The 20,402-nt window shown below is 61.5% G+C and carries 18 protein-coding genes; 16 read left to right on the forward strand and 2 right to left on the reverse strand.

Annotated features, from left to right (window positions below):
• Positions 1-395: 395 nt before the first annotated feature.
• Entirely contained in the window at positions 396-1,397 is a 1,002-nt protein-coding gene (locus AAAX73_RS06665; protein ID WP_349125444.1) for a hypothetical protein, read from the forward strand.
• Between the two features lie 110 nt (positions 1,398-1,507).
• On the opposite strand, the gene AAAX73_RS06670 is transcribed toward AAAX73_RS06665, so the two are convergent.
• Entirely contained in the window at positions 1,508-1,984 is a 477-nt protein-coding gene (locus AAAX73_RS06670; RefSeq protein ID WP_349125445.1) for a hypothetical protein, read from the reverse strand.
• On the reverse strand, positions 1,977-2,300 hold the full coding sequence (locus tag AAAX73_RS06675) for a type II toxin-antitoxin system RelB/DinJ family antitoxin (protein ID WP_158556511.1): 324 nt from the start codon (positions 2,298-2,300) through the stop codon (positions 1,977-1,979). Before AAAX73_RS06675 ends, AAAX73_RS06670 begins: the two co-directional genes overlap by 8 nt.
• A gap of 426 nt (positions 2,301-2,726) precedes the next feature.
• Here AAAX73_RS06675 and AAAX73_RS06680 point away from each other — a divergent pair, with 426 nt between their 5' ends.
• From AAAX73_RS06680 to AAAX73_RS06750, 15 genes are all read left to right on the forward strand, one after another.
• Positions 2,727-3,245, forward strand: coding sequence for a 4Fe-4S dicluster domain-containing protein (locus AAAX73_RS06680; RefSeq protein ID WP_022095206.1), 519 nt, complete (start codon positions 2,727-2,729; stop codon positions 3,243-3,245).
• 76 nt (positions 3,246-3,321) lie between these two features.
• Positions 3,322-5,544 carry a formate dehydrogenase subunit alpha gene (gene fdhF, locus AAAX73_RS06685; protein ID WP_117746397.1) on the forward strand — a complete coding sequence of 741 codons (2,223 nt, stop codon included), beginning with the start codon at positions 3,322-3,324 and terminating at the stop codon, positions 5,542-5,544.
• A 78-nt stretch (positions 5,545-5,622) separates the two neighbouring features.
• Entirely contained in the window at positions 5,623-6,240 is a 618-nt protein-coding gene (locus AAAX73_RS06690) for a 4Fe-4S dicluster domain-containing protein (protein WP_349125446.1), read from the forward strand.
• On the forward strand, positions 6,233-8,251 hold the full coding sequence (gene hyfB / locus AAAX73_RS06695) for a hydrogenase 4 subunit B (protein ID WP_349125447.1): 2,019 nt from the start codon (positions 6,233-6,235) through the stop codon (positions 8,249-8,251). Before AAAX73_RS06690 ends, hyfB begins: the two co-directional genes overlap by 8 nt.
• A gap of 12 nt (positions 8,252-8,263) precedes the next feature.
• The gene (locus tag AAAX73_RS06700; RefSeq protein ID WP_217750438.1) at positions 8,264-9,190 is read left to right on the forward strand and encodes an NADH-quinone oxidoreductase subunit H; all 927 of its coding nucleotides are present in this window, start codon (positions 8,264-8,266) and stop codon (positions 9,188-9,190) included.
• A 15-nt stretch (positions 9,191-9,205) separates the two neighbouring features.
• Positions 9,206-10,663, forward strand: coding sequence for a hydrogenase 4 subunit D (locus tag AAAX73_RS06705; RefSeq protein ID WP_022095200.1), 1,458 nt, complete (start codon positions 9,206-9,208; stop codon positions 10,661-10,663).
• Between the two features lie 13 nt (positions 10,664-10,676).
• Positions 10,677-11,330 carry a hydrogenase 4 membrane subunit gene (hyfE, locus tag AAAX73_RS06710; RefSeq protein ID WP_118237867.1) on the forward strand — a complete coding sequence of 218 codons (654 nt, stop codon included), beginning with the start codon at positions 10,677-10,679 and terminating at the stop codon, positions 11,328-11,330.
• A 3-nt stretch (positions 11,331-11,333) separates the two neighbouring features.
• A complete protein-coding gene (locus tag AAAX73_RS06715; RefSeq protein WP_349125448.1) occupies positions 11,334-12,893 on the forward strand; it encodes a hydrogenase 4 subunit F in 1,560 nt (519 codons plus the stop codon).
• Between the two features lie 3 nt (positions 12,894-12,896).
• Positions 12,897-14,669, forward strand: a complete 1,773-nt coding sequence (locus AAAX73_RS06720; protein ID WP_022095197.1) for a hydrogenase large subunit — start codon at positions 12,897-12,899, stop codon at positions 14,667-14,669.
• Position 14,670: 1 nt separating this feature from the next.
• The gene (locus AAAX73_RS06725; RefSeq protein WP_349125449.1) at positions 14,671-15,387 is read left to right on the forward strand and encodes a formate hydrogenlyase complex iron-sulfur subunit; all 717 of its coding nucleotides are present in this window, start codon (positions 14,671-14,673) and stop codon (positions 15,385-15,387) included.
• 2 nt (positions 15,388-15,389) lie between these two features.
• Entirely contained in the window at positions 15,390-16,172 is a 783-nt protein-coding gene (locus tag AAAX73_RS06730) for an NADH-quinone oxidoreductase subunit B family protein (RefSeq protein WP_022095195.1), read from the forward strand.
• Positions 16,173-16,754, forward strand: coding sequence for a formate hydrogenlyase maturation HycH family protein (locus AAAX73_RS06735; protein ID WP_099431578.1), 582 nt, complete (start codon positions 16,173-16,175; stop codon positions 16,752-16,754).
• Positions 16,754-17,257, forward strand: a complete 504-nt coding sequence (hycI, locus tag AAAX73_RS06740; RefSeq protein WP_196025392.1) for a hydrogenase maturation peptidase HycI — start codon at positions 16,754-16,756, stop codon at positions 17,255-17,257. Before AAAX73_RS06735 ends, hycI begins: the two co-directional genes overlap by 1 nt.
• Positions 17,258-17,296: 39 nt before the next feature.
• Positions 17,297-18,136 (forward strand): formate/nitrite transporter family protein, encoded by an 840-nt coding sequence (locus tag AAAX73_RS06745; RefSeq protein WP_349125450.1) that lies wholly within the window; start codon positions 17,297-17,299, stop codon positions 18,134-18,136.
• A gap of 122 nt (positions 18,137-18,258) precedes the next feature.
• Positions 18,259-20,376 carry a molybdopterin-dependent oxidoreductase gene (locus AAAX73_RS06750; RefSeq protein WP_349125451.1) on the forward strand — a complete coding sequence of 706 codons (2,118 nt, stop codon included), beginning with the start codon at positions 18,259-18,261 and terminating at the stop codon, positions 20,374-20,376.
• Positions 20,377-20,402: the final 26 nt, after the last annotated feature.

Consider the following 20,402-nt stretch of genomic DNA (forward strand, 5'->3'; position numbering starts at 1 on the left):
TGGCCCGCAGCGAAACAAGGGTTTGCGAAGCAAACCCTTGGACTTCCCGTCGCCCGCTCCATAAGATAGATGAATGACTCTGGTTCCTTCTGGGAACCAGAGCCATTTTCATATACATGCCGGGGACCCCACATCCCCTCCTAAGTTGCGGTGAAATACGGACTGTTTTTTGGCTTTTATGGCCCATGTAGTCCGCATTTCACCGCAACTATTTGTAAGGTTGGATTTTGATGCCGTTGGGAGGGTCGTAGTGACCGTCTACCGAGAGTGGAAATATTTTCTGAAGCTCTGACCTGCGACGTCAAGTTTTTGGTCAGCTTTTGGCAAGGCCTGCGGACGGAAGCATACGATAGCGTAATGGTATTCTCTCCGCCGTGATGGTTATGGGGTTGGCCATGCTCGATAAAGGCAAACATTTTCCTCAGTCATATGCAAGGATGCTATTCTCGGTCCTTGGAATTCATCAAGATGGACAGCTGCTTATAACAATTGATCCTTGGGATGAACGCCGTGCTCGCGAGCTTATGCAGGAAGAGCTCATGCTTCGTCTTTACAACCATGTGTATGCGGATCCGGTCTATTGGAATAATCTTGGGGTTGAAGATCGCATCTTTCAGTTGGCATCCGCTATTGCGGTCGTTGAACCGGATGCTGTGTTTTGCGGATCGACGGCAGCGCTGCTCTACGGCATCGGCTCGGCGTATACGCTTCTGGATAAAGTGCAAGTGCTGCTGCCACGGTCTTCAAGGCGCGATACATATGAGTTCGTTGAGTATCGTCGATGGCGCCCGGGCGAGGTATGGCGTCTCGGCCCGTTTACGCTGACAGACCCCTATCGGACGGTGGTCGATATTGCCCGCACGAGTGCATTTCGGTATGCGCTTGGCTACGTCGATGGATTGGCTCGTGAGTACGATGTTGACCGCGAGGAGCTGCGTGCGTATGCACAGGCCAATTGTCGCGGTTTGCATGGCATCTCCCGTGCGTTTGGCGTGTTCGAATATATGGACGGAAGATCGGATAACGGGGGAGAGTCCGAGGCGCGAGCGGCAATGATCCTTGCAGGCGTCGTTGCGCCCGAGCTTCAGGTTGAGATTGATCGGCCAGGAAACGCCTGCTATTATCTGGCAGATTATGGTTGGCAGATGCCAGATGGGTCATGGATGTTGGCAGAGCTTCATGGTTTGGGTAAGTTTGAGGATGAAACTCAAAAAGATTCGGAACATGCTGCGGCAAAAACCTATCGAGCCGCCTTATTGCGCGATGCGAACTTGCGTGCCATGGGTCATAACGTCATTCATTTCAAGCTATCGGACACCTACGACGTAGAATCGTTCGGTGCCATGATGCGCGGTTACGGCATTCCGGCAACAAAACCCTACGCCGACTCCCGATAGCGAAATCGTTCGCAGCCAACCTTCAATATGTTGCGGTGAAATACGGACTGTTGAGGCCTTTAAAGACATAAAACAGTCCGTATTTCACCGCAACTTAGGAGGGGATGGGGTTAGCTGCGGGGTTGGTGGCGGAGCTTGTCGATGGTGGAGTCGGTGCTTCGGCTGCGGGCTTCGGCGGCGCGGTCGCGAGCATCGGCGGCGGTTTGGCGCTTGCGGCGGTAATCGATCATGCCTTGGATGATGGGCTTGCCAAAGCTCACGACATCATCGTTGTAGATGGCGGTTCGGGCTGCGAGGAGGCAGTCGGTAAAGTCCATATGCGTTTTGCCGAACAGTTTGACGGCAAGGGCGACAACGGTGGGCTCGTCGACCATGACGTCATCGAGCAGCCTTTTCATGGCCGCAGCAATCTCAACGCGGGGAACCTTATAGACGTCTCGCAGTGTGACCACGACGCGCGTGATGATTTCGGGGTAGACGCGAGCGGTGCGCGTGGCGATGACCTTGGCGGCGCGTGGTGAAAGAACTTCGTCGTCGTCAAGCAGGTAGCGCAGGATGACGGTCTCGTCGATGATGGTGCTACTCATGGATATCTACTTCCTCGGGGCCCAAAATCGAATCGTCACTTTCTGTGGCAAGGTATTCAATCCAGGCATTGCGCTCCTCGGCGCGGCGATTGGGGTCACCATATGCTTTGAGCGATTCATAGGCGGCGGTGCCGTCCTTTGAGCGCACGGCGACCGGCTGAAAGGGGAGTTTGCGCATCAAAATGCTTTGCGCGACAAATAAACGGACAGCCTCGGCGAGCGATGTGCCCATGGCGTCGTAAAGACGCTCGGCATGCTGCTTGTCTTCCTCGCGAATGCGCACCTGCAGGATGGCTCTTTTTTGAGTCGATGACATCACTGGCCCCCTTAATGAGCGTGCAATATAGTCGGTCAAATGCGGCATGTGCCGATACTTGAGCATCTTATAACGATTACTTTATTTCGCTCAAGTAAATAACCATTAACACGAATACAAGCGTAGTACATCCAAAATGAGAGCGCGTAAAAATCTCAGAGGTGTACGCATGTAATACACTCACCTTTATAGCTTTTAGAGAATAATTCCAACCTGCCAAAACCCCTGCAATACACCCGTATTGCAGGGCCTATGCTCAAGTTTGCCCCCTGCAACTGCGTATATTCAACCTGTATACCGTTGGAGAAATTCTACCGAGTGCCTGTTTCGCCGCATGCACTCGATACGTCGATGCCGGACCACGGGCGGTCCGGGGCAACGTCGACAGGGTCTCTCCGGCATGGGATTCAGGAGGGAGTGAACAACATGGGCAATAAACGAGTCGTAGCCGATTCCTCGCGCTGCATTGGGTGCCAAACCTGTATGGCGGCGTGCATTGAGGCACACGATATCCCCGGCAACATCGCCGCACCTCGCTTGCGCGTAACGCGCACCTACGAGATTTCCGCGCCGGTGGCATGTCACCACTGCGAGGACGCTCCGTGCGCCAAGGCCTGCCCTACGGGCGCCTTGTTCTTTGATCCAAAGAACCATCGTATCGGCGTCAACGAGGACAACTGCATCGGCTGCAAGAGCTGCGTCATGGCCTGCCCCTTTGGCGCCGTGAGCGTGGCGACCACGCAGGTCCCCGTCTTGATGGGCGACGTGCGCGTGGGTTCGCAGACCAAGAGCTTCGTGCTCAAGTGCGACCTGTGCGTGGACCGTCCCGGCGGTCCGGCGTGTGCCGAGGCGTGCCCGACCAAGGGCCTCACCCTGGTAGACGAGGAGCGCCTGGCGGAGCTGACTGCCGAGCGTGCCCGCGCCACCATCGAAAACGAGGCGTAGGCGGGCGGCCATACAAGCCCAACGATTGTCAAATACGTACCGATTAATCGGTAGCAGAGAAAGGAAGGAGGGTGTCATGGAGAAGCATAAAGTGATCTGCCCGTATTGCGGCGCCGGTTGCCAGTTTAACCTCTTGGTCCAAAACGGCCAGGTCGTGGGTACCGAACCGCTCAACGGCATCACCAATCAGGGCGAGCTGTGCCTTAAGGGCATGAGCGGCTACGACTTCATCAACGACACCAAGATCTTGACTCCTCGCGTACTGCACCCGATGATCCGCCGCACCAAGGGCGCGGATCTTGAGCGCGTAAGCTGGGACGAGGCACTGGATTTCACCGCATCTAAGATGCAGGCCATAATTGACGAATATGGTCCTAACGCTGTCATGACCACCGGCTCCTCGCGAGGCGGCGGCAATGAGGCGAACTACGTCATGCAGAAGTTTACGCGTGCGTGCATCGGCACCCACAGCGTGGACAACTGCGCCCGTACTTGACACGGCCCTACTGTCCTCGGTCTGATGGACACGGTTGGTTCAGGTTGCATGTCATGCTCCATCCCCGGTATGGAGGATGCGGGCTGCATTTTCCTCTTCGGCTATAACCCTGCCGATTCGCACCCTATCGTCGCAAGGCGTATCGTGCGAGCCAAAGAAAAGGGTTGCAAGATCATCGTCGCCGACCCGCGCCATATCGAAACCGCGCGTATCGCCGATCTCTACCTTCCGATCAAGAACGGTTGCAATGTTGCGTTCCTCAACGCCTTTGCCAACTGTCTGGTCAACGATGGCCTCTACGACAAGGAATTCGTCGCCGAGCACACGAACGGCTTTGACGAGTGGTGGGAGACCATCAAGAACTACACTCCCGAATCCGTACAGGACATCACGGGTGTCGAGCCCGCGCTGATCCACCAAGCTGCCGAGATGTACGCCACGGCGAAGCCTTCTGCCATCATTGGCTGGGGTATGGGCGTATGCCAGCAGAAGCAGAACCTTAAGACGGTGCACACCATCGCCTCCATCGCCTGCGTTGCCGGCCAGATCGGCAAACCCAATTCCGGTCTCGCGCCCGTGCGTGGCCAGAATAACGTCCAGGGCTCCTGCGATATGGGCATGCTGCCCAACCTGTACCCTGGCTACCAGAAAGTCACCGACCCGGCAGTGCGTGCCAAGTTTGCCAAGGCTTGGGGCGTACCCGAGGAAAAGCTCCCGCTCGAGGAGGGCTACAAGCTCACCGACCTGGGCCACCTGGTCGACGAGGGCAAGGTGCACTGCTTCTACAACTACGGCGAGGACCCGGTGCAGACCGAGCCCGATTCGGCCGGTATGCGCAAGACGCTCTCCGAGCTGGATCTGTTCATTTGCCAGGACATCTTTATGACGCAGACGACCATGCTCGCTGACGTCATCCTGCCCGCTACCTCTTGGGGCGAGCACGAGGGTGTCTTTACCGCATCCGACCGTAGCTTCCAGCACTTTGACGCGGCCGTTCCGCCCAAGGGCGAGTGCCGCCACGACTGGGAGATCTTCGCGGACCTGTCCACGCGCATGGGCTACCCCATGCACTACGACAACACCGAGCAGATCTGGAACGAGTGCATTAGCCTGTGCCCCAACTTTGTGGGCGCGACCTACGAGAAGATGGCTCCCGAGGGCGGTTACGCCCAGTGGCCGGTCAAGAGCACCGATGTGAACGACCACGGTACGCCCGACATGTTCGCTGGTGGCAAGTTCACCACCAAGGACGGCCGCGCCAACCTGATGGCGCACGACTGGGAGGCGCCCTCCGAGCTTCCCGACGATGAGTACCCGCTCATCCTGTGCACCGTCCGCGAGGTCGGCCACTACAGCTGCCGCTCGATGACCGGCAACTGCAAGACGCTGGCGCTGCTCGCCGACGAGCCCGGCTTTGTCCGCATGAATCCCGCGGACGCCCAGGCGCGCGGCATCAAGAACGGCGACATCGTCTCGATTCACAGCCGCCGCGGCCAGGTATACAGCCGCGCCGACGTGAGCGACCGTATCAACAAGGGCACGGTCTATATGACCTACCAGTGGTGGATCGGCAAGTGCAACGAGCTGACCATGCACAAGGTCGACCCGGTCTCGCATACGCCCGAGGATAAGTTCTCCGCCTGCCAGGTCGACGCCATTGCCGACCAGGTTTGGGCAGAGGGCGAGGTCGAGCGTCAGTACACCGAGCTCAAGCAGGCTCTGGTCGACGCCGCCGCTCCCCAGGACGTTGAGCCTGGCGCCGCCAAGTTCGACGACGAGACGCACGTGAATCAAATCGTGTAGCCCCGTTCTCGTTGGCTTTTTGGGCCGGGCGTCCCGTACGTTCGGGAGCCCGGCCCGTTATTTTGAAAGGAAGTGGGGATGAACCGCTTCATCGACATCAACCCGGAGAGGTGCATCGGCTGCGGAACATGCCAGTCCGCCTGTGCCGACGCCCACCGGATGCAGGGTCTTCAGGATACGCCGCGCCTGGCGCTCGTGAAGACCGGCAGTATTTCGGCCGCCCTTGCCTGCCACCATTGCGAGGGTGCCCCCTGCGCCGAGGTTTGCCCGGTGAATGCCATCGAGCACGATGGCGATCGCATCCACGTCAAGGAGCAGGAGTGCATCGGGTGCAGGCTGTGCGCCATCGCGTGCCCCTTCGGAGCCATCCATCCCGATGGCACGTCTATCGCCGGTGTCGCAGGCATGTGCGACCCGACGCCTTCGTATCCTAAGTCCCTGAGCAGCCTGCTTACGTGGGCTCCCGGCCAGTACACCTGCGCTGTCAAGTGCGACCTGTGCGCCTTCGATCCGGACGGCCCGCATTGTGTGGCGGCGTGCCCCACCAAGGCGCTGACCGTCATGGGCGGCGCGGCCGATCGCGAGCTCGACGAGGCCAAGCGCCTGCGCTCGATCGAAAACGGTCCAGTCGTCGACGTTACCGCTGTGCCCCAGGGCCTCTCCGAGAAAGCAGAAGGGAGCGTAAACAATGGATAGCATGACGCTGTTTATCGCATCGCTTGCCGTCTCGTGCATCGGTGCGCTCGCCTCGGTTCTGCTGATCAAGGCCGATAACGCCGCCAAGACCGCCGGCTGCCTTATCGGCGCCGTCGCCGCGGTGCTTTCGTTTGTGGCCGGTATCCAGGCCGTGCTGGGCGATGTCACGTCGGTCGACACCATCGTGTTCTTCCCGTTTGCCCATTTCCAGCTGCTGCTCAATCAGCTGTCCGGCCTGTTCGTGGCGCTCATCTCGGTGCTCGCGTTTGCCGGTTCGATCTACGGTCTCAACTATTTTGATGAGTACCCGGGCAAAAAGGGCCGCGCCGGCTTCTTCTTTAACACCTTCGTGGCGTCCATGATGCTCGTCATCACCGCCGACAACGTGTTTTGGTTCCTGGTCGCCTTTGAGCTCATGTCGCTGACCTCGTACTTCCTGGTCGTGATCGAGGAGAACGAGAACTCCATCCATGGCGGTTGGCTCTACTTTGTGATCGCGCACGTGGGCTTTGTGCTCATCATGGCGAGCTTCCTCACCATGACCAACTGCGCCGGTGGCTCGTTTGCCTTTGCGGATTTCCGCGCCACGCAGTTTAGCCCCGCGGTTGCATCCGTGTGCTTCGTGCTCGCCTTCTTTGGCTTTGGCGCCAAGGCCGGTATTATCCCGCTGCACGGCTGGCTGCCCAAGGCACATCCCGAGGCGCCGTCCAACGTGTCGGCCCTCATGTCCGGCGGCATGATCAAGATCGGTATCTTCGGTATCCTCAAGGTTGGTCTCGACCTGCTCTCTGCCTCGGGCGTTCAGGTCTGGTGGGGCCTTATGGTCATGGTCTTCGGTGCGATCTCGTCGGTCCTCGGCGTGGCCTTCGCCCTGCAGGAGCATGACATCAAGCGCCTGCTGGCCTATCACTCCGTCGAGAACATCGGCATCATTCTGCTCGGCGTCGGCGCCTCCATGGCCGCCATGGCGCTCAACTCTGTCGGCATCGCCGTCCTGGCTCTGATGGCCGCCCTCTACCACACGTTTAACCACGCGATGTTTAAGGGCGAGCTGTTCTTGGGCGCCGGTGCGCTGCTGTACTCCACGGGTACCCGCAATATGGAGAAGATGGGCGGCCTGTTCCGTCGTATGCCGGCAACGGCCATCTGCTTCCTTGTTGGCGCGCTTGCCATCTCGGCCATCCCGCCCTTCAACGGCTTTGTGTCCGAGTGGTTTACCTATCAGTCGCTGTTTAATGCCGCCATGCAGGGTGACAAGGCCGTCATGATCGTGGCTGTGTTCGCTGCCGTCGCGCTTGCCATTACCGGCGCGCTGGCCGTCACGTGCTTCGTCAAGGCCTATGGCGTCTCCTTTGCCTCCGCGCCCCGCTCCGAGGCCGCGGCCAATGCCAAGGAGGTTCCCGCCCCCATGGTGTTTGCGCAGGGTCTGCTCGCGGCCATCTGCGTCGTGCTGGGCATTGGCGCTCCCGTGATCGCGCCCGTTCTGGTCGATGTCGCCGCGTCCGTGCTGCATCCGTACGGTGGCGTGTTTGCCGCCGAGGGCATGGAGCTCATGAACCAGTACTCCGGCGCTGCCACCTCCACGCCCGCGATCGCCATTGCGCTCGTGGTGCTCGTCGGCCTTGCCTGTGGCTATCGCAAGCTCAAGACCGTCGGCAAGGTGCAGAAGTCCCAGCCGTGGGCGTGCGGCTATGCTCCCAACGAGCATATGCCCGTCGTGGCCACGACCTTTGCCTCCGAGGTGTCCTGGTTTATGCAGCCGCTCTACACGCTGCGCGACCGTTGCACGGCCGTCTGCTGGTCCATCGCGCACTTCTTCCAGAAGCTCACCGGTGTGGCCGAGGCTGTGGAGCCCGTACCCGACAAGGTTCTCGTCGATGCCCCGCATAAGGGTGTCGAGAAGCTCGCCGACCTCGCGACTAAGCTCGAGGGCGGCAACTACAGCATCTATATCTGCTACATCGTCGCGGCACTCGTGGTGTTCCTCGTGCTCGCCGTGCAAATGGGTTAAGGAGGGGAGAGCATGAACAACATCGTACTTGCCGTTCTGCAGGGCGTGGTCGTTATGGCCGTCGCGCCGTTCTTCTCCGGTCTCGGCCGCGTGATCCGCGCCAAGATGCACAACCGTCGCGGCCCCAGCATCATGCAGGACTATCGCGACCTGGCCAAGCTCTTTGCGCGCCCCGAGTCCCAGAGCGAGGACGCGAGCTTTGCGCTGCGCATTATGCCGCCGCTGTTCTTCGCCGTCGCCTTTATGCTCGCGATGGGCCTGCCGCTCTTTACGGCGCAAAGCCCCATCCCGGTCTTTGGTGACGCCATCACCATCATGTACAGCCTGGCGCTCGCCCGCTTCTTCTTCGCCCTCTGCGGCGTGGATTCGTCCAACGCCTACGCCGGTATCGGCGGCGTCCGCGAGCTGCTCATGAGCGTGCTCATCGAGCCGTCCATGCTGCTGGCGCTGTTTGCCGCCGCCCTGGTGTGCGGTTCCACCGACATCGCCACCATGGGTCAGCACATCATGACGGGCGCCATCGACGCGCCGGTCGCCGTAATCCTCGCCGGCATCGCCTTTGCGATTGCCTGCTACATGGAACTCGGCAAGCTGCCGTTTGATCAGGCCGAGGCCGAGCAGGAGCTCCAGGAAGGTCCGCTCGCCGAGCTTTCCGGCCCGTCGCTTGCGATGGCCAAGCTCGCCATGTCCATGAAGCAGGTCCTGGTCGTCGCCTGGTTCTGCGCGATCTTCATCCCCTGGGGCGAGCCCGCGACCGTGGGCGCCGCCGCTGTTCTGGGTGCAGTCATCTTCCTGGTGAAGTGCCTGATCGATTTTGTCGTATGCGGCGTGATCGAAAACTCCTGCTCGCGCTCGCGTTTTAAGGTGCTTGGCAATCAGACCTGGGCCGTCGTGGGCATCGCCGTTCTGGCGTTTGTCTTCGTGGTCGTCGGCGTGTAGGAGAAGGGAGAAACAATGTCATTTGCAGTCAGTCTGTCCCTTCTCGGCTTGGTCGCTATCGCGGCCCCGATGGTGGCCTCGGTGCTCGTCGCCCTGTTCCCCCGTCCGTACGCCAAGTGGTTCAGCGTTTTGGGTGCCGCCGTCTCGACGGTCTGCACCATCGCCCTCGCCGCGAATTTCGCTGGCGCCGGCATGCCCGACACGCAGGTCCCCCTGATCTCGTTTGGGCAGACCCTCGTCATGGGATTCACCTTCGATCGCATGAGCACGCTGCTCGCGCCCGCCTTTGTGGGTATCGGCCTGCTTGTCGTGATCTATTCGATTCCATATATGAGCGAGAATAACCGTGAGCATCCCGACGCACCGCGTCGTCGCTTCTACGCGTACCTCGCGACCTTCATCGGCGCCATGGCCGGCCTTGTGTACAGCTCGACCCTTTTGGGCCAGCTCGTGTTCTTTGAGATCACGGGTGCGTGCTCTTGGGGCCTCATTAGCTACTACATGACGCCTACGGCCAAGAAGGCCGGCATGAAGGCTCTGATCATTACGCATATCGGTGCGCTCGGCCTGTATCTGGGCGCCGCCATCGTGTTTGCCCACACCGGCACCTTCGCCATTACCGCGATTGCCGGCCTCGATGCCAAGCTCAAGGCTATCGTCCTTTTGCTCGTGCTGTTTGCGGCCTGGGCCAAGTCCGCACAGGTTCCCATGTACATGTGGCTGCCTTCGGCCATGGAGGCGCCGACGCCTGTTTCGGCCTACCTGCATGGCGCCTCGATGGTTAAGGTCGGCGTGTGCGTGTTCGCGCGTGCACTCGTCTCTGCCGGCGAGATTCCCGAGATCGTGGGCTGGGTTGCCATTATCGACGCCATGGTCACCATGCTCTTTGGTTTCCTTATGTACCTGCCGCAAAAGGACATGAAGCGCCTGCTGGCCTTCTCCACGATCGCCCAGCTCTCCTATGTGTTTTTTGGTCTGGGCCTTTCGGTCTTTGGCAGCCAGCTGGCCTTTGATGGCGCCGTGTGCCACATCTTTAACCACGCTTTCGCCAAGACGCTGTTCTTCCTGATCGCCGGTTCGTTCTCCTTTACGCTCGGCACGCGTATGCTGCCCAAGCTTCGCGGCATCGTAAAGAAGTACCCGATCTCGGGCGTGGGCTTTGGTGTCGCGGCACTCGCCATTGCCGGCGTGCCGCCCATGAACACGTTCTTCTCGAAGTTCCAGATCATCGCCGGCGGCTTCTCTGTGGGTGCCGGTAACGTCGCGATCCTGGTGCTCGTGTGCATCATGGTTGCCGAGACCGTCGCCACCTTTGCCTGGTTCCTCAAGTGGATGGGCTATTGCCTGCCCGGCGAGCCGAGCGAAGAGGTCGCTGCGGGAGCCCCGCTTCCCCGCGCGATGGCGTTCGTGTTCATCGTGCTCATCATCATGGTCATCGTCAGCGGCCCGCTTTCGGCCAGCTGGATCGGTTAGGAGGTAGAACGACATGGGTTATTCGATCGTCAACATCCTTGGCGGCCTTCTGATCGTCACGTCCACCATGGTGGTTGTCTCCAAGAACATCAAACATTCCATCCACTGGTATGCGGTGCAGTCGCTGGTGCTCGTGGGGCTTCTCGCCACGCTCGGCGTCACCACTGGTGCGCAGGAGCTGCTTATGTGGGCCGGATCTGCCTTTATCACCAAGGTCGTCCTGGTCCCTTACATCCTCAACCGCGCATACAAGAAGATGGGCGAGCCGAGCGACGCATCGCTCAAGGCCGGCCTTAAGCCCGCGTGGGCCATTTGCATCATCGCCGTCGAGGTCGCGATTTGCTTTGCCGTCGTGACGCAGATCAGCCTGCCCACGGCCGAGGTCGCAACGCCTGCGCTCGCCATTAGCTTCGCTCACTTCTTTGTGGGCCTCACCTGCATCATCTCGCAGCGCAACATCATGAAGCAGATCTTTGGATACTGCCTTATGGAAAATGGCAGCCATGTGACGCTCGCGCTTTTGGCCCCCACCGCTCCCGAGATCATCGAGATCGGTATTGCCACTGACGCCATCTTTGCCGTCATCATCATGTCCATCGTCGTGCGTCGCATTTGGGACGACTCCCACTCGCTCGATGCGCGCGACCTGTCCGAGCTGAGGGGGTAGTCCATGGAAACGTTGATTCTCGCCCTGCTCGCGACTCCTTTGGTGTTCTCGCTGGTCATGGCATTTTTGCCCAAGAACACGTCCTATAACGTGTTTGCCGGTCTCAACCTGGTCTCCGTCGCAGCCGTCCTGGTGCTGTCGATTATGACGGCCGGTGAAGTCCTTATGAGCGGCGACACCGCGAGCGCTTTTGGCCTGTGGTTTCACCTCGATTCGCTGGGCGCCATCTTTGTGCTGCTCATCGGCTTTATCGGTTTTCTTACGGGGCTGTTCTCGCTGCCCTATGTAAAGGCCGATATCGAGGAGGGCTCCATGCCCGCCGAGCGCGCCAAGCAGTATTTTGCGCTGTTTAGCCTGTTTGTGTTCACCATGCTGCTCGCGTGCCTGTCCAACAACATGATCCTCACGTGGGCCGCCGTGGAGGCAACCACGCTTTCCACCGTATTCCTCGTGGGTATCTACAAGAACAAGACGGCCCTCGAGGCTTCTTGGAAGTATGCGATGGTCTGCACCGCCGGCGTGGCCTTTGGCCTGTTCGGTACGCTGCTGATCTACGCCAACGCCGCCGACGTGATTCCCAATGCCCACGAGGCCGCATTCCTGTCGTGCGTGCTGCCGTATGCCGACCAGTTCGACCCGACGCTCATGCGCCTCGCTTTTGCGTTTATCGTGATCGGCTTTGGCACCAAGGCCGGCCTGTTCCCCATGCACACTTGGCTGCCCGATGCCCACTCCCAGGCCCCGAGCCCCGTCTCGGCCCTGCTCTCGGGCGTGCTGCTTAAGTGCGCCATGCTTGTGATCATGCGCTTCTACGGCTTTACCATCCAGGCCGTGGGCGCCGAGTATCCGCAACTTTTGCTGTTGATCGTCGGCACGCTGTCCATTTTGGTGGCGGCACTTTCGATGTTTCGCCAGGACGACCTCAAGCGCCGCTTTGCGTACTCGTCTGTGGAGAACGTGGGCGTTATCGCCCTGTGCCTGGGTATCGGTGGCCCGCTGGGTATCGCCGCGGCCCTGCTGCACTGCGTGTTCCACGGCTTTACCAAGACGCTTGCCTTCTGCGTGTCCGGCAACATCCAGCACGCCTTTGGCACGCGTAGCCTGGCCAAGATCCAGGGCGTCGTTGAGGTTGCCCCCGCAACCGCCGCGCTCGCCATCCTGGCACTGCTCGGTCTTGGTGCCTTCCCGCCCTTTGGCATGTTTATCTCCGAGTTCCTGACTTTTGTCGCCGGTGTTACCGCCGGTCCCATGTGGCTGGTCGTCGTGGTCGCCCTCGGTCTTACCGTGGCCATCTCCGCGCTCACCCGCATCGCACTCAAGTCGGTATTCGGCCATGCGCCCCAGGGCATGGGCAAGCATGAGGCCCCGGCGCTCATGCTTATCCCCGAAATCATCCTGGCTGTCATGATCTTGTGGTTTGGCATCGCCACCCCGCTGCCTCTCGTGCACGGTGTGGAGACCGCGACTAGCATCGTGCTCGAGCAGAGCACCGAGGAACTTCACGCGACGCCGATGTACCGCGCTGTGTTCGGTACCGAGACCGCTCAGAGCGAGGTGGAGTAACGAATGATTGAAACTGAGAACAAGGTGTATGCCCGCCGCTGTGAGAGCCATGTCGAGGCCCTGCGCCGCGCCGTTCCGGGCTGCATCGAGAAGGTCGAGTGGCAGTGCGAGGACCAGCTGACGATTACCGTCAAGCAGGACAAGCTGCCCGAGGCCGTCCACTACCTGTACTACGAGCGCTACGGCTGGATTCCCGTGATCATCGGCAACGATGAGCGCAGCCTGTGCGGCCGTTACGCCGTGTACTACGTCATCTCCATGGAGGGGGAGGACCCCGGCTGGGTGACCGTGCGTACCGAGGTCGATCCCGCCAAGATGACGTTCCCGTCCGTGACGCCCTTCGTCCCCGCCTGCGTGTGGGGCGAGCGCGAGCTTCGCGACATGTTCGGCCTGATCCCCGAGGGCCTGCCCGACCGTCGCCGCCTGGTGCTGCCCGATGACTGGCCCAGCGGCCTGTATCCGCTGCGCAAGGACTCCATGGACTACCGTTTCCGTCCCGCTCCCGCGAGCGACATGGAAAACTACGAGTTCTTGGCCGATACCAAGGGCAAGGAGACGACGCTCGTCCCCATGGGCCCGCTGCACATTACTTCCGACGAGCCCGGCCACTTCCGCCTGTTCGTTGAGGGCGAGACGATCGTCGACGCCGACTACCGTCTGTTCTACGTGCACCGCGGCATGGAGAAGGTCGCCGAGACGCGCCTGAACTATGATGCCGTGACGTTCCTCGCCGACCGCATCTGCGGCATCTGCGGCTGCGCCCACTCGGTGGCCTATGCCGAGGCCGTCGAGCGCGCCCAGGGCATTCATGTCCCGCCGCGCGCCCAGTACATCCGTGCCATCATGCTCGAGGTCGAGCGCCTGCACTCGCACCTGCTCAACATTGGCCTGGCGTCTCACTACACGGGCTTCGACTCCGGCTTCCAGCAGTTCTTCCGCGTCCGCGAGAAATCCATGGACCTGGCCGAGAAGCTCTCCGGTCACCGCAAGACCTACGGCCTCAACGTGATCGGCGGCGTGCGTCGCGACATTTTGGCCGAGCAGAAGCTCTCCACGCTCACGACCATCCACCAGCTGCGCTCCGAGGTTCAGGAGCTCGTCGACGTGCTGCTCTCCACGCCCAACTTTATTGAGCGTACGAGTGGTATCGGCATCTTGGACCGCAAGATCGCACGCGACTTCTCGCCGGTCGGCCCGCTCATGCGTGGCTCGGGCTATGCCCGCGACGTGCGCTTTGACCATCCCTTCGACGGCTACGCCGATCCGGATGTTCAGAAGATGCATGCTGCTACGGCAGACACCTGCGATGCCTTCGGCCGTACCGCCGTTCGCATCCAGGAGGTCTACGATTCGATCGACATGATCGAGACCATGCTCGAGAACTGCCCGTCGGGCCCCATCCTCACCACGGATTGGGAGTACACCCCGCACAAGTACGCCATCGGCGCCACCGAGGCGCCGCGCGGCGAGGACGTGCACTGGGCCATGCTCGGCAATAACCAGAAGTGCTATCGCTGGCGCGCCAAGGCCGCCACGTACAGCAACTGGCCGGTCCTGCGCTACATGTTCCGCGGGAACACCGTGGGCGACGCTGCGCTGATCGTCGGCTCACTCGATCCGTGCTACTCCTGCACCGACCGCGTGACGGTGACCGATGTCGCCGCCAAGCGCGACCACGTGCTCGACAAGGAGCAGTTCGAGAACGTCTGGCGCGACAAGTCTCCGCTTGCGGGCGAGGGCACCATGGCCGCTCCGCTCGATGAGGAGGCGCTCTAATATGCTGAAGCTTTGGAAGGTTAACGCCAAGGCCGGCGACGCGACGGTCAAGTACCCGTTTGCGCCGTTTCCCACCAATAAGGACATGCGCGGCAAGCCCGAGCACAATGCCGAGCTTTGCATCGCCTGCGGTGCCTGCGGCGTGGCGTGCCCGGCCGATGCCATTCGCATGGACACCGACCTTGCGGCCGATACCATCACCTGGTCGATCGACTACGGTCGCTGCATCTTCTGCGGCCGCTGCGAGGAGGCCTGCCCCATGGAGGCCATCAAGCTCACCGAGGAGTTTGAGCTGGCCGTTATGAGCAAGGACGACCTCACCAGCAAGAGCGTCTACACGCTCGAGCACTGCTCGCGCTGCGGCAAGCCGTTTGCCCCGCACAAGGAGATCGACTACGCCAAGCGCCTGCTGCAAAAGACCGGCGGCATGGAGGCCATCCAGGCCGCCCGTACCGTCGGTATGTGCCAGGAGTGCAAGCGCGAGCTCGACGCCCTGCGTGCGGCCTCGGTCGTAAAGACCGGCAACGCTGCCGGCATGGCTGCCAACGAGACGCTTGCGTCCGGTGAGCCCCAGGGCCCCGGCATGGAGTATCTGGGCGGCCACGGCGTAAACCCGGAGTATATCGACCGCGAGCTCAACCCCGATGCGCCCGAGATCCCCGCTGGACCTGCACCGGTCGAGGGCATCATCATGGATTTTGATACGAAGGAGGAGTAACCATGGCCGAACCCACGCTTTTGCCCGAGCGGCTTCAGTACCGCCCGACCAAGATCGAGCTCGACGAGAGCATCGAGAAGGCCAAGGCGACCCTTCTTAAGAAGATCAAGCGCTCGGTGTACGTCTACCGTGTCGACTGCGGCGGCTGCAACGGCTGCGAGATCGAGATCTTCGGTTCCATCACGCCCGTCTTTGACGTCGAGCGATTTGGCATCAAGGTCGTGCCTTCGCCCCGTCACGCCGATGTGCTGCTGTACACCGGCGCCGTGACGCGTGCCATGCGCATGCCGGCCCTGCGCGCCTTTGAGGCCGCACCCGATCCCAAGATCGTGGTGTCCTATGGCGCGTGCGGCTGCACCGGTGGCATCTTCTACGACAACTACTGCGTCTGGGGCGGCACGGACAAGATCCTGCCGGTCGATGTCTACATCCCCGGCTGCCCGCCCAGCCCCGCGCAGACCATCTACGGCTTTGCCATGGCGCTCGGTCTGCTGGACCAAAAGCTTCATGCCGAGACCACGGTGGAGGCCGCCGGCGAGCAGGCCGATATCCTGCACCCCGGCGTGCCGTACAAGCTGCGCGTTGCCATCGAGCGCGAGGCTCGCGCCATGAGCGGCTACCGTTACGGCCGCGACCTGGCCAACGAGTTTATGGACACGCTCGAGGGCGCGCCCAAGGGCGATATCCGCGGTGCCATGGCGCTGCTCATCGACAAGCAGGACGATCCGCGCCGCGTCGAGGTGTACTCGGCGCTGCAGGATCTGGTGCTGGCCGGAGGTCGCTAGATGGAGCTCACGGACCGCTCTGGTTACTTTGCGGGCCCCGGCATGCTCGGCGGTTCTTTTGGCGATGCCTCTCGCGCAAGCGATGAGGCCGCCGAGGGCGTCGCCGACCCCTGCCTGGGCCATGCGCCCGACCAGGTGGTCTTTTACGAGCTCACGCGTAAGTTTGTGGAGACCGAGGAAGACGTTCCCCAGGAGGCCTGCGACGTGCTGTACTACACGCTCGCCGTGGGCCACCACACCGGCGTGCTCGACTGCTTTGAGCCGCGCCTGTCGGTGCCGGTGGATGTGTTCTATTCGCTCGTCGACGCGCTGCCGGAGGGGGAGGCCAAGACCAAGTTCGAGGCCATCCGCTCCTTTGGCGAGTGCCAGCTCGACAAGGCGGCGGTGCCGTCGCTGCTCGAGGCCTGCGATGCGCTGCTCGACGAGCGCGGTTTTCGCGGCTCGGCCAAGGCCGGTATCTCGGTGTTCGACGACGACTTTGGCCTGCATGCCCAGCAGGTCGCGTTCTTAATGAAGTTTCGCGATCTGGTTGAGCGCGTGCGCGATGTGTCGGGCGTGTATCTGACGGGAAGGTTGCAGTAATGGGTCGCGTTGTGGATGGACGTGTGAACGGTGCCCCGTTTGCGGGTATCGTGCTCACGGCGGGAAGCGTGCTGCGTGCCGACGATGCCGCCGGCCCCGTGCTCTCCAAAAAGATGGAGGACGCGCCCATTGCCGGTTGGTACACCATCGACGGCGGTCAGACGCCCGAGGATGACATCATCGAGGTCAAGCGCGAGCGTCCGCCGCGTCTGGTCTTGGTCGATGCCGCCGACATGGCGCTGCCCGTCGGGTCCATCCGCTTGCTCGACAAGCGTGATGTGGCCCGCAAGTCGATGTTCACCACGCATTCGCTCCCTTTGTCGATTCTGATCGAGGAAATCGAGCAATCGTGCGAAGATATCGTCTTCATAGGGATTCAGCCGGGCGATACGGAGTTTTACAACCCCATGTCCCCGGAGGTCTTTGACGCCGTCGACGCCGTGTATGACGCCGTGGCCGCCAACGACTTTTCCCACTTTGTCCGCTTGGGGCAAGAGCAATAGGAGCGCTTGTTCCTGCTGATTAGGAAAGAAGTGATTGACATGGCAGATTCCAAGGTGGAGTACCCCTCTCCCGATTGCTTGGCGCCCGCCGCGATCGAGGCCAAGACCGAGGCCGCCGGCGTGACCAAGGCTAACCTGCCGGTCGCTAAGGCCTTTCTGTTGGCAATGTTCGCCGGCGCGTTTATCGCCTTCGGCGGCCTGTTCTTTACCGTGTTCTTGAGCGACAGCACGCTGGGCTGGGGCGCTCAGCGCGTCGTGGGCGGTCTGTGCTTTTGCCTGGGCCTGGTGCTCGTGCTGGTGTGCGGCGCCGAGCTGTTTACCGGCAATTCGCTTATGGTCTGCGCACTCAAGAGCAAAAAGATCACCCTGGTTCAGATGCTCAAGGCCTGGGTCGTCGTGTGGGTCGGTAATTTTGTCGGTGCCCTGTTCATCGTCTTTTTGGTGTACATGGCCGGCATTTACAAGCTCAACGGCGAGGCGGTCGCCAATTCCATGGTGAGCGTCGCCGCCGGCAAGGTGACGGTCGACTGGGTGACGATCTTCTTCCGCGGCATCCTGTGCAACATCTTTGTGTGCCTGGCCGTGTGGATCGGTACCGCCGGCAAGACCGTGGTCGATAAGGTTGTGGGCATTTTGCTTCCCATCGCCGCCTTTGTGGCCTGCGGTTTTGAGCACTGCGTCGCCAACATGTACTTTTTGCCCATGGGCGCCGTGATGCATGCGTGCGGCTACGGTGCCGACGTCGCCGGCGCCGATGCGCTCAACGCCGCGGGCATTGCGTTTAACCTGTCCGCCGCCACGCTGGGCAACATCGTGGGCGGCGCGGTTCTGGTCGCGCTCGGCTACTGGTTTATCTACGCCAAGAAGTCCGAGGCGTAAGGTACCGTCTGTTTGACGTTGGGCCTCCCGCGGGGCGTTGCCGTGCGGGAGGCTTTTTGGGTCTGGGGCTCGTTGTCGGGCTTTTGGACTGTTGTGTTTGGCTGATGAAAGGGGTAATCGAGATGGCATCTGCTGCGAAGCGTGACGGTCGCACCGTGGTGACCACATGCGGGGGATGCTATGCCGATTGCGCCTTTGCGGCACGCGTTGAGGACGGTCGCGTGGTGGCTGAGTTGCCGGTGCCGGGGCATCCGTGCTCGGCGCGTGCCCTGTGCGCCCGCGGACGGCATCGCCTGGCAATGCCGTTTGACGAGCGCGACCGGATTTTGCACCCCATGCGCCGACGAGCTGATGGCTCGGGGTTCGATGCGATTTCGTGGGATGAGGCGTTCGCGCAGATCGCAGCGCGCCTTGGGGAGATTGTTGACGGGCATGGTCCCCGTGCGCTGGGCATGACGCTCGGCGTGCCCTCGTTCGACCGCTACTGGGCGCATCGCTTTATGCATGCGCTTGGTTCGCCCAACGTGTACGGTGCCGACGGTGCCTGCGAGGTAAGCCGACTTACCGGTTGGGAGCACAGCTTGGGCTATAGTCCCGCCTCCGGCCTGGCGCATACCGATTGCATCATGTACCTGGGGCGTTCCATCGTCGATTCGTCGACGATGGGGGCCGTTGATGCGCTCAACGATGCCCGTCGCCGAGGGGCGAAGATCATCGTGGTCGACCCCCGGCGCAGCGGCTCGGCTGCGCTCGCCGACCGCTGGTTGCGCGTACGCCCGGGCTGCGACCTAGCCTTGCTGCTGGGCATTGCGCATGTGCTCATTGCCGAGGACTTGTACGACCGCGAGTTTGTTGCCCGCTATACCACGGGTTTTGACGAGCTTGCGCAGGCGGCCCATGCTTGGACGCCCGAGTGGGCCGAGTCGATGTGCGACGTGCCGGCGGACGACATCCGCGCGACTGCGCGCGATCTCGCTGCCGCCGCGCCTGCCGCTGTGGTGGATGCGGGTTTTCATGGCGGCATCGGTATCGCGTATGCCAACAGCACCCAGACCGCGCGCGCGATTTGTCTGGTCGATGTGCTGCTGGGCTGTATTGGGCATGCGGGCGGTGCCCTCAACCCGCCCACGCCGCTTGCGTTGGGCGATTTGGACCCTGCGCGTTTCGCAACGCCGTCGATGCCACGTGAGCCCAAGTTGGGCTCCGAGCGCTATCCACTGGTCGATCCGGTGCGCGGCCTGTGCACGACCATCGGTCAGTCGATTCTTGCCGGCGATTTGCGTGGGCTCATCGTCTATGCCAGTAACCCCGGTGCGGGCTATGGCAATGCCGGGGCGTGGCTATCGATTCTGGAACAGCTCGACTTGCTCGTGACGATTGACATTCGCTGGTCCGAGACGGCGCGTGCTTCTGATTTCGTGCTGCCCGACGTGACGTACCTGGAGGCCGATCGCGGTGTGGGCACAGTCGTGGGCGCCAATGATTCGCGCGTGTTCTACCGCAACGCCGTGCTGCCCGTGTTGCATAACGACACGCGTCCCGGTCGGGAGATCTTTGTCGGTCTGGCGCAGGCGTGTGGCGTGGGCGAGTATTTCCGGTTTACGTCTGACGATCTGGCGGCTGCCCAGGTGGCACCGTTTGGGATCGATCTGGACGAGCTCAAGGAACGCGGCTGGGCCGACACGGGCGTTGCACTGCCGTCGCGTACGGGCGAGCCGGTGATTCCCTTGAACGGTGGCAGGATCGCGCTAGCAAGCGACGTGTGGGGCCGAACCGGTCTGGGCCGCGTTCCCGGTTGGATCGCGCCCATGGTGGAGCCCGGCCCGGGGATGTTTCGCCTCATTAGCGGCAACCGTCCCTTTGAGTCGCATACCTCGCGAAGGCTTGCGGCCCAAGGTGCCGCCGAGGCGGGGTCGGACTTGGATGCTGTGCAGATGAATGCCGATGCCGCCGCTCGCATGGGTATCGCCGATGGCGAGGTCGTCGAGCTTGTGAGCGACATGGGCCGCGATCGCGTGCGCGTAGAGACGACGCCCTATCTGCATCCGGCGTGCATCTTTACGTCGGCCGCCCCGGGTGGGCGTTCGTTTGGCTCACATGCCGGTGGCGCTCAAGGCTTGGGCGTGGGCCCGCTCGACCATACGCCGTTGCGCTGGGATCCGTTGACGGGCGCCGCACTCACCCAGGAAAACGCCGTTCGCGTGGAAAAGATTGCGGCGCGCGAGGATAATAACGACTGATTGATTCAGCCAATCGAGTTGGCTGA

This window comes from Collinsella sp. CLA-ER-H9, assembly GCF_040092295.1.
Taxonomy (GTDB): Bacteria; Actinomycetota; Coriobacteriia; order Coriobacteriales; family Coriobacteriaceae; genus Collinsella.

What these genes read in the sequence shown, in the direction of transcription:
- AAAX73_RS06665 (WP_349125444.1), top strand. Translation starts at nt 396, where the DNA reads ATGCTCGATAAAGGCAAACATTTTCCTCAGTCATATGCAAGGATGCTA.
- AAAX73_RS06670 (WP_349125445.1), bottom strand. Translation starts at nt 1,984, where the DNA reads ATGAGTAGCACCATCATCGACGAGACCGTCATCCTGCGCTACCTGCTT.
- AAAX73_RS06675 (WP_158556511.1), bottom strand. Translation starts at nt 2,300, where the DNA reads ATGTCATCGACTCAAAAAAGAGCCATCCTGCAGGTGCGCATTCGCGAG.
- AAAX73_RS06680 (WP_022095206.1), top strand. Translation starts at nt 2,727, where the DNA reads ATGGGCAATAAACGAGTCGTAGCCGATTCCTCGCGCTGCATTGGGTGC.
- AAAX73_RS06690 (WP_349125446.1), top strand. Translation starts at nt 5,623, where the DNA reads ATGAACCGCTTCATCGACATCAACCCGGAGAGGTGCATCGGCTGCGGA.
- hyfB (WP_349125447.1), top strand. Translation starts at nt 6,233, where the DNA reads ATGGATAGCATGACGCTGTTTATCGCATCGCTTGCCGTCTCGTGCATC.
- AAAX73_RS06700 (WP_217750438.1), top strand. Translation starts at nt 8,264, where the DNA reads ATGAACAACATCGTACTTGCCGTTCTGCAGGGCGTGGTCGTTATGGCC.
- AAAX73_RS06705 (WP_022095200.1), top strand. Translation starts at nt 9,206, where the DNA reads ATGTCATTTGCAGTCAGTCTGTCCCTTCTCGGCTTGGTCGCTATCGCG.
- hyfE (WP_118237867.1), top strand. Translation starts at nt 10,677, where the DNA reads ATGGGTTATTCGATCGTCAACATCCTTGGCGGCCTTCTGATCGTCACG.
- AAAX73_RS06715 (WP_349125448.1), top strand. Translation starts at nt 11,334, where the DNA reads ATGGAAACGTTGATTCTCGCCCTGCTCGCGACTCCTTTGGTGTTCTCG.
- AAAX73_RS06720 (WP_022095197.1), top strand. Translation starts at nt 12,897, where the DNA reads ATGATTGAAACTGAGAACAAGGTGTATGCCCGCCGCTGTGAGAGCCAT.
- AAAX73_RS06725 (WP_349125449.1), top strand. Translation starts at nt 14,671, where the DNA reads ATGCTGAAGCTTTGGAAGGTTAACGCCAAGGCCGGCGACGCGACGGTC.
- AAAX73_RS06730 (WP_022095195.1), top strand. Translation starts at nt 15,390, where the DNA reads ATGGCCGAACCCACGCTTTTGCCCGAGCGGCTTCAGTACCGCCCGACC.
- AAAX73_RS06735 (WP_099431578.1), top strand. Translation starts at nt 16,173, where the DNA reads ATGGAGCTCACGGACCGCTCTGGTTACTTTGCGGGCCCCGGCATGCTC.
- hycI (WP_196025392.1), top strand. Translation starts at nt 16,754, where the DNA reads ATGGGTCGCGTTGTGGATGGACGTGTGAACGGTGCCCCGTTTGCGGGT.
- AAAX73_RS06745 (WP_349125450.1), top strand. Translation starts at nt 17,297, where the DNA reads ATGGCAGATTCCAAGGTGGAGTACCCCTCTCCCGATTGCTTGGCGCCC.
- AAAX73_RS06750 (WP_349125451.1), top strand. Translation starts at nt 18,259, where the DNA reads ATGGCATCTGCTGCGAAGCGTGACGGTCGCACCGTGGTGACCACATGC.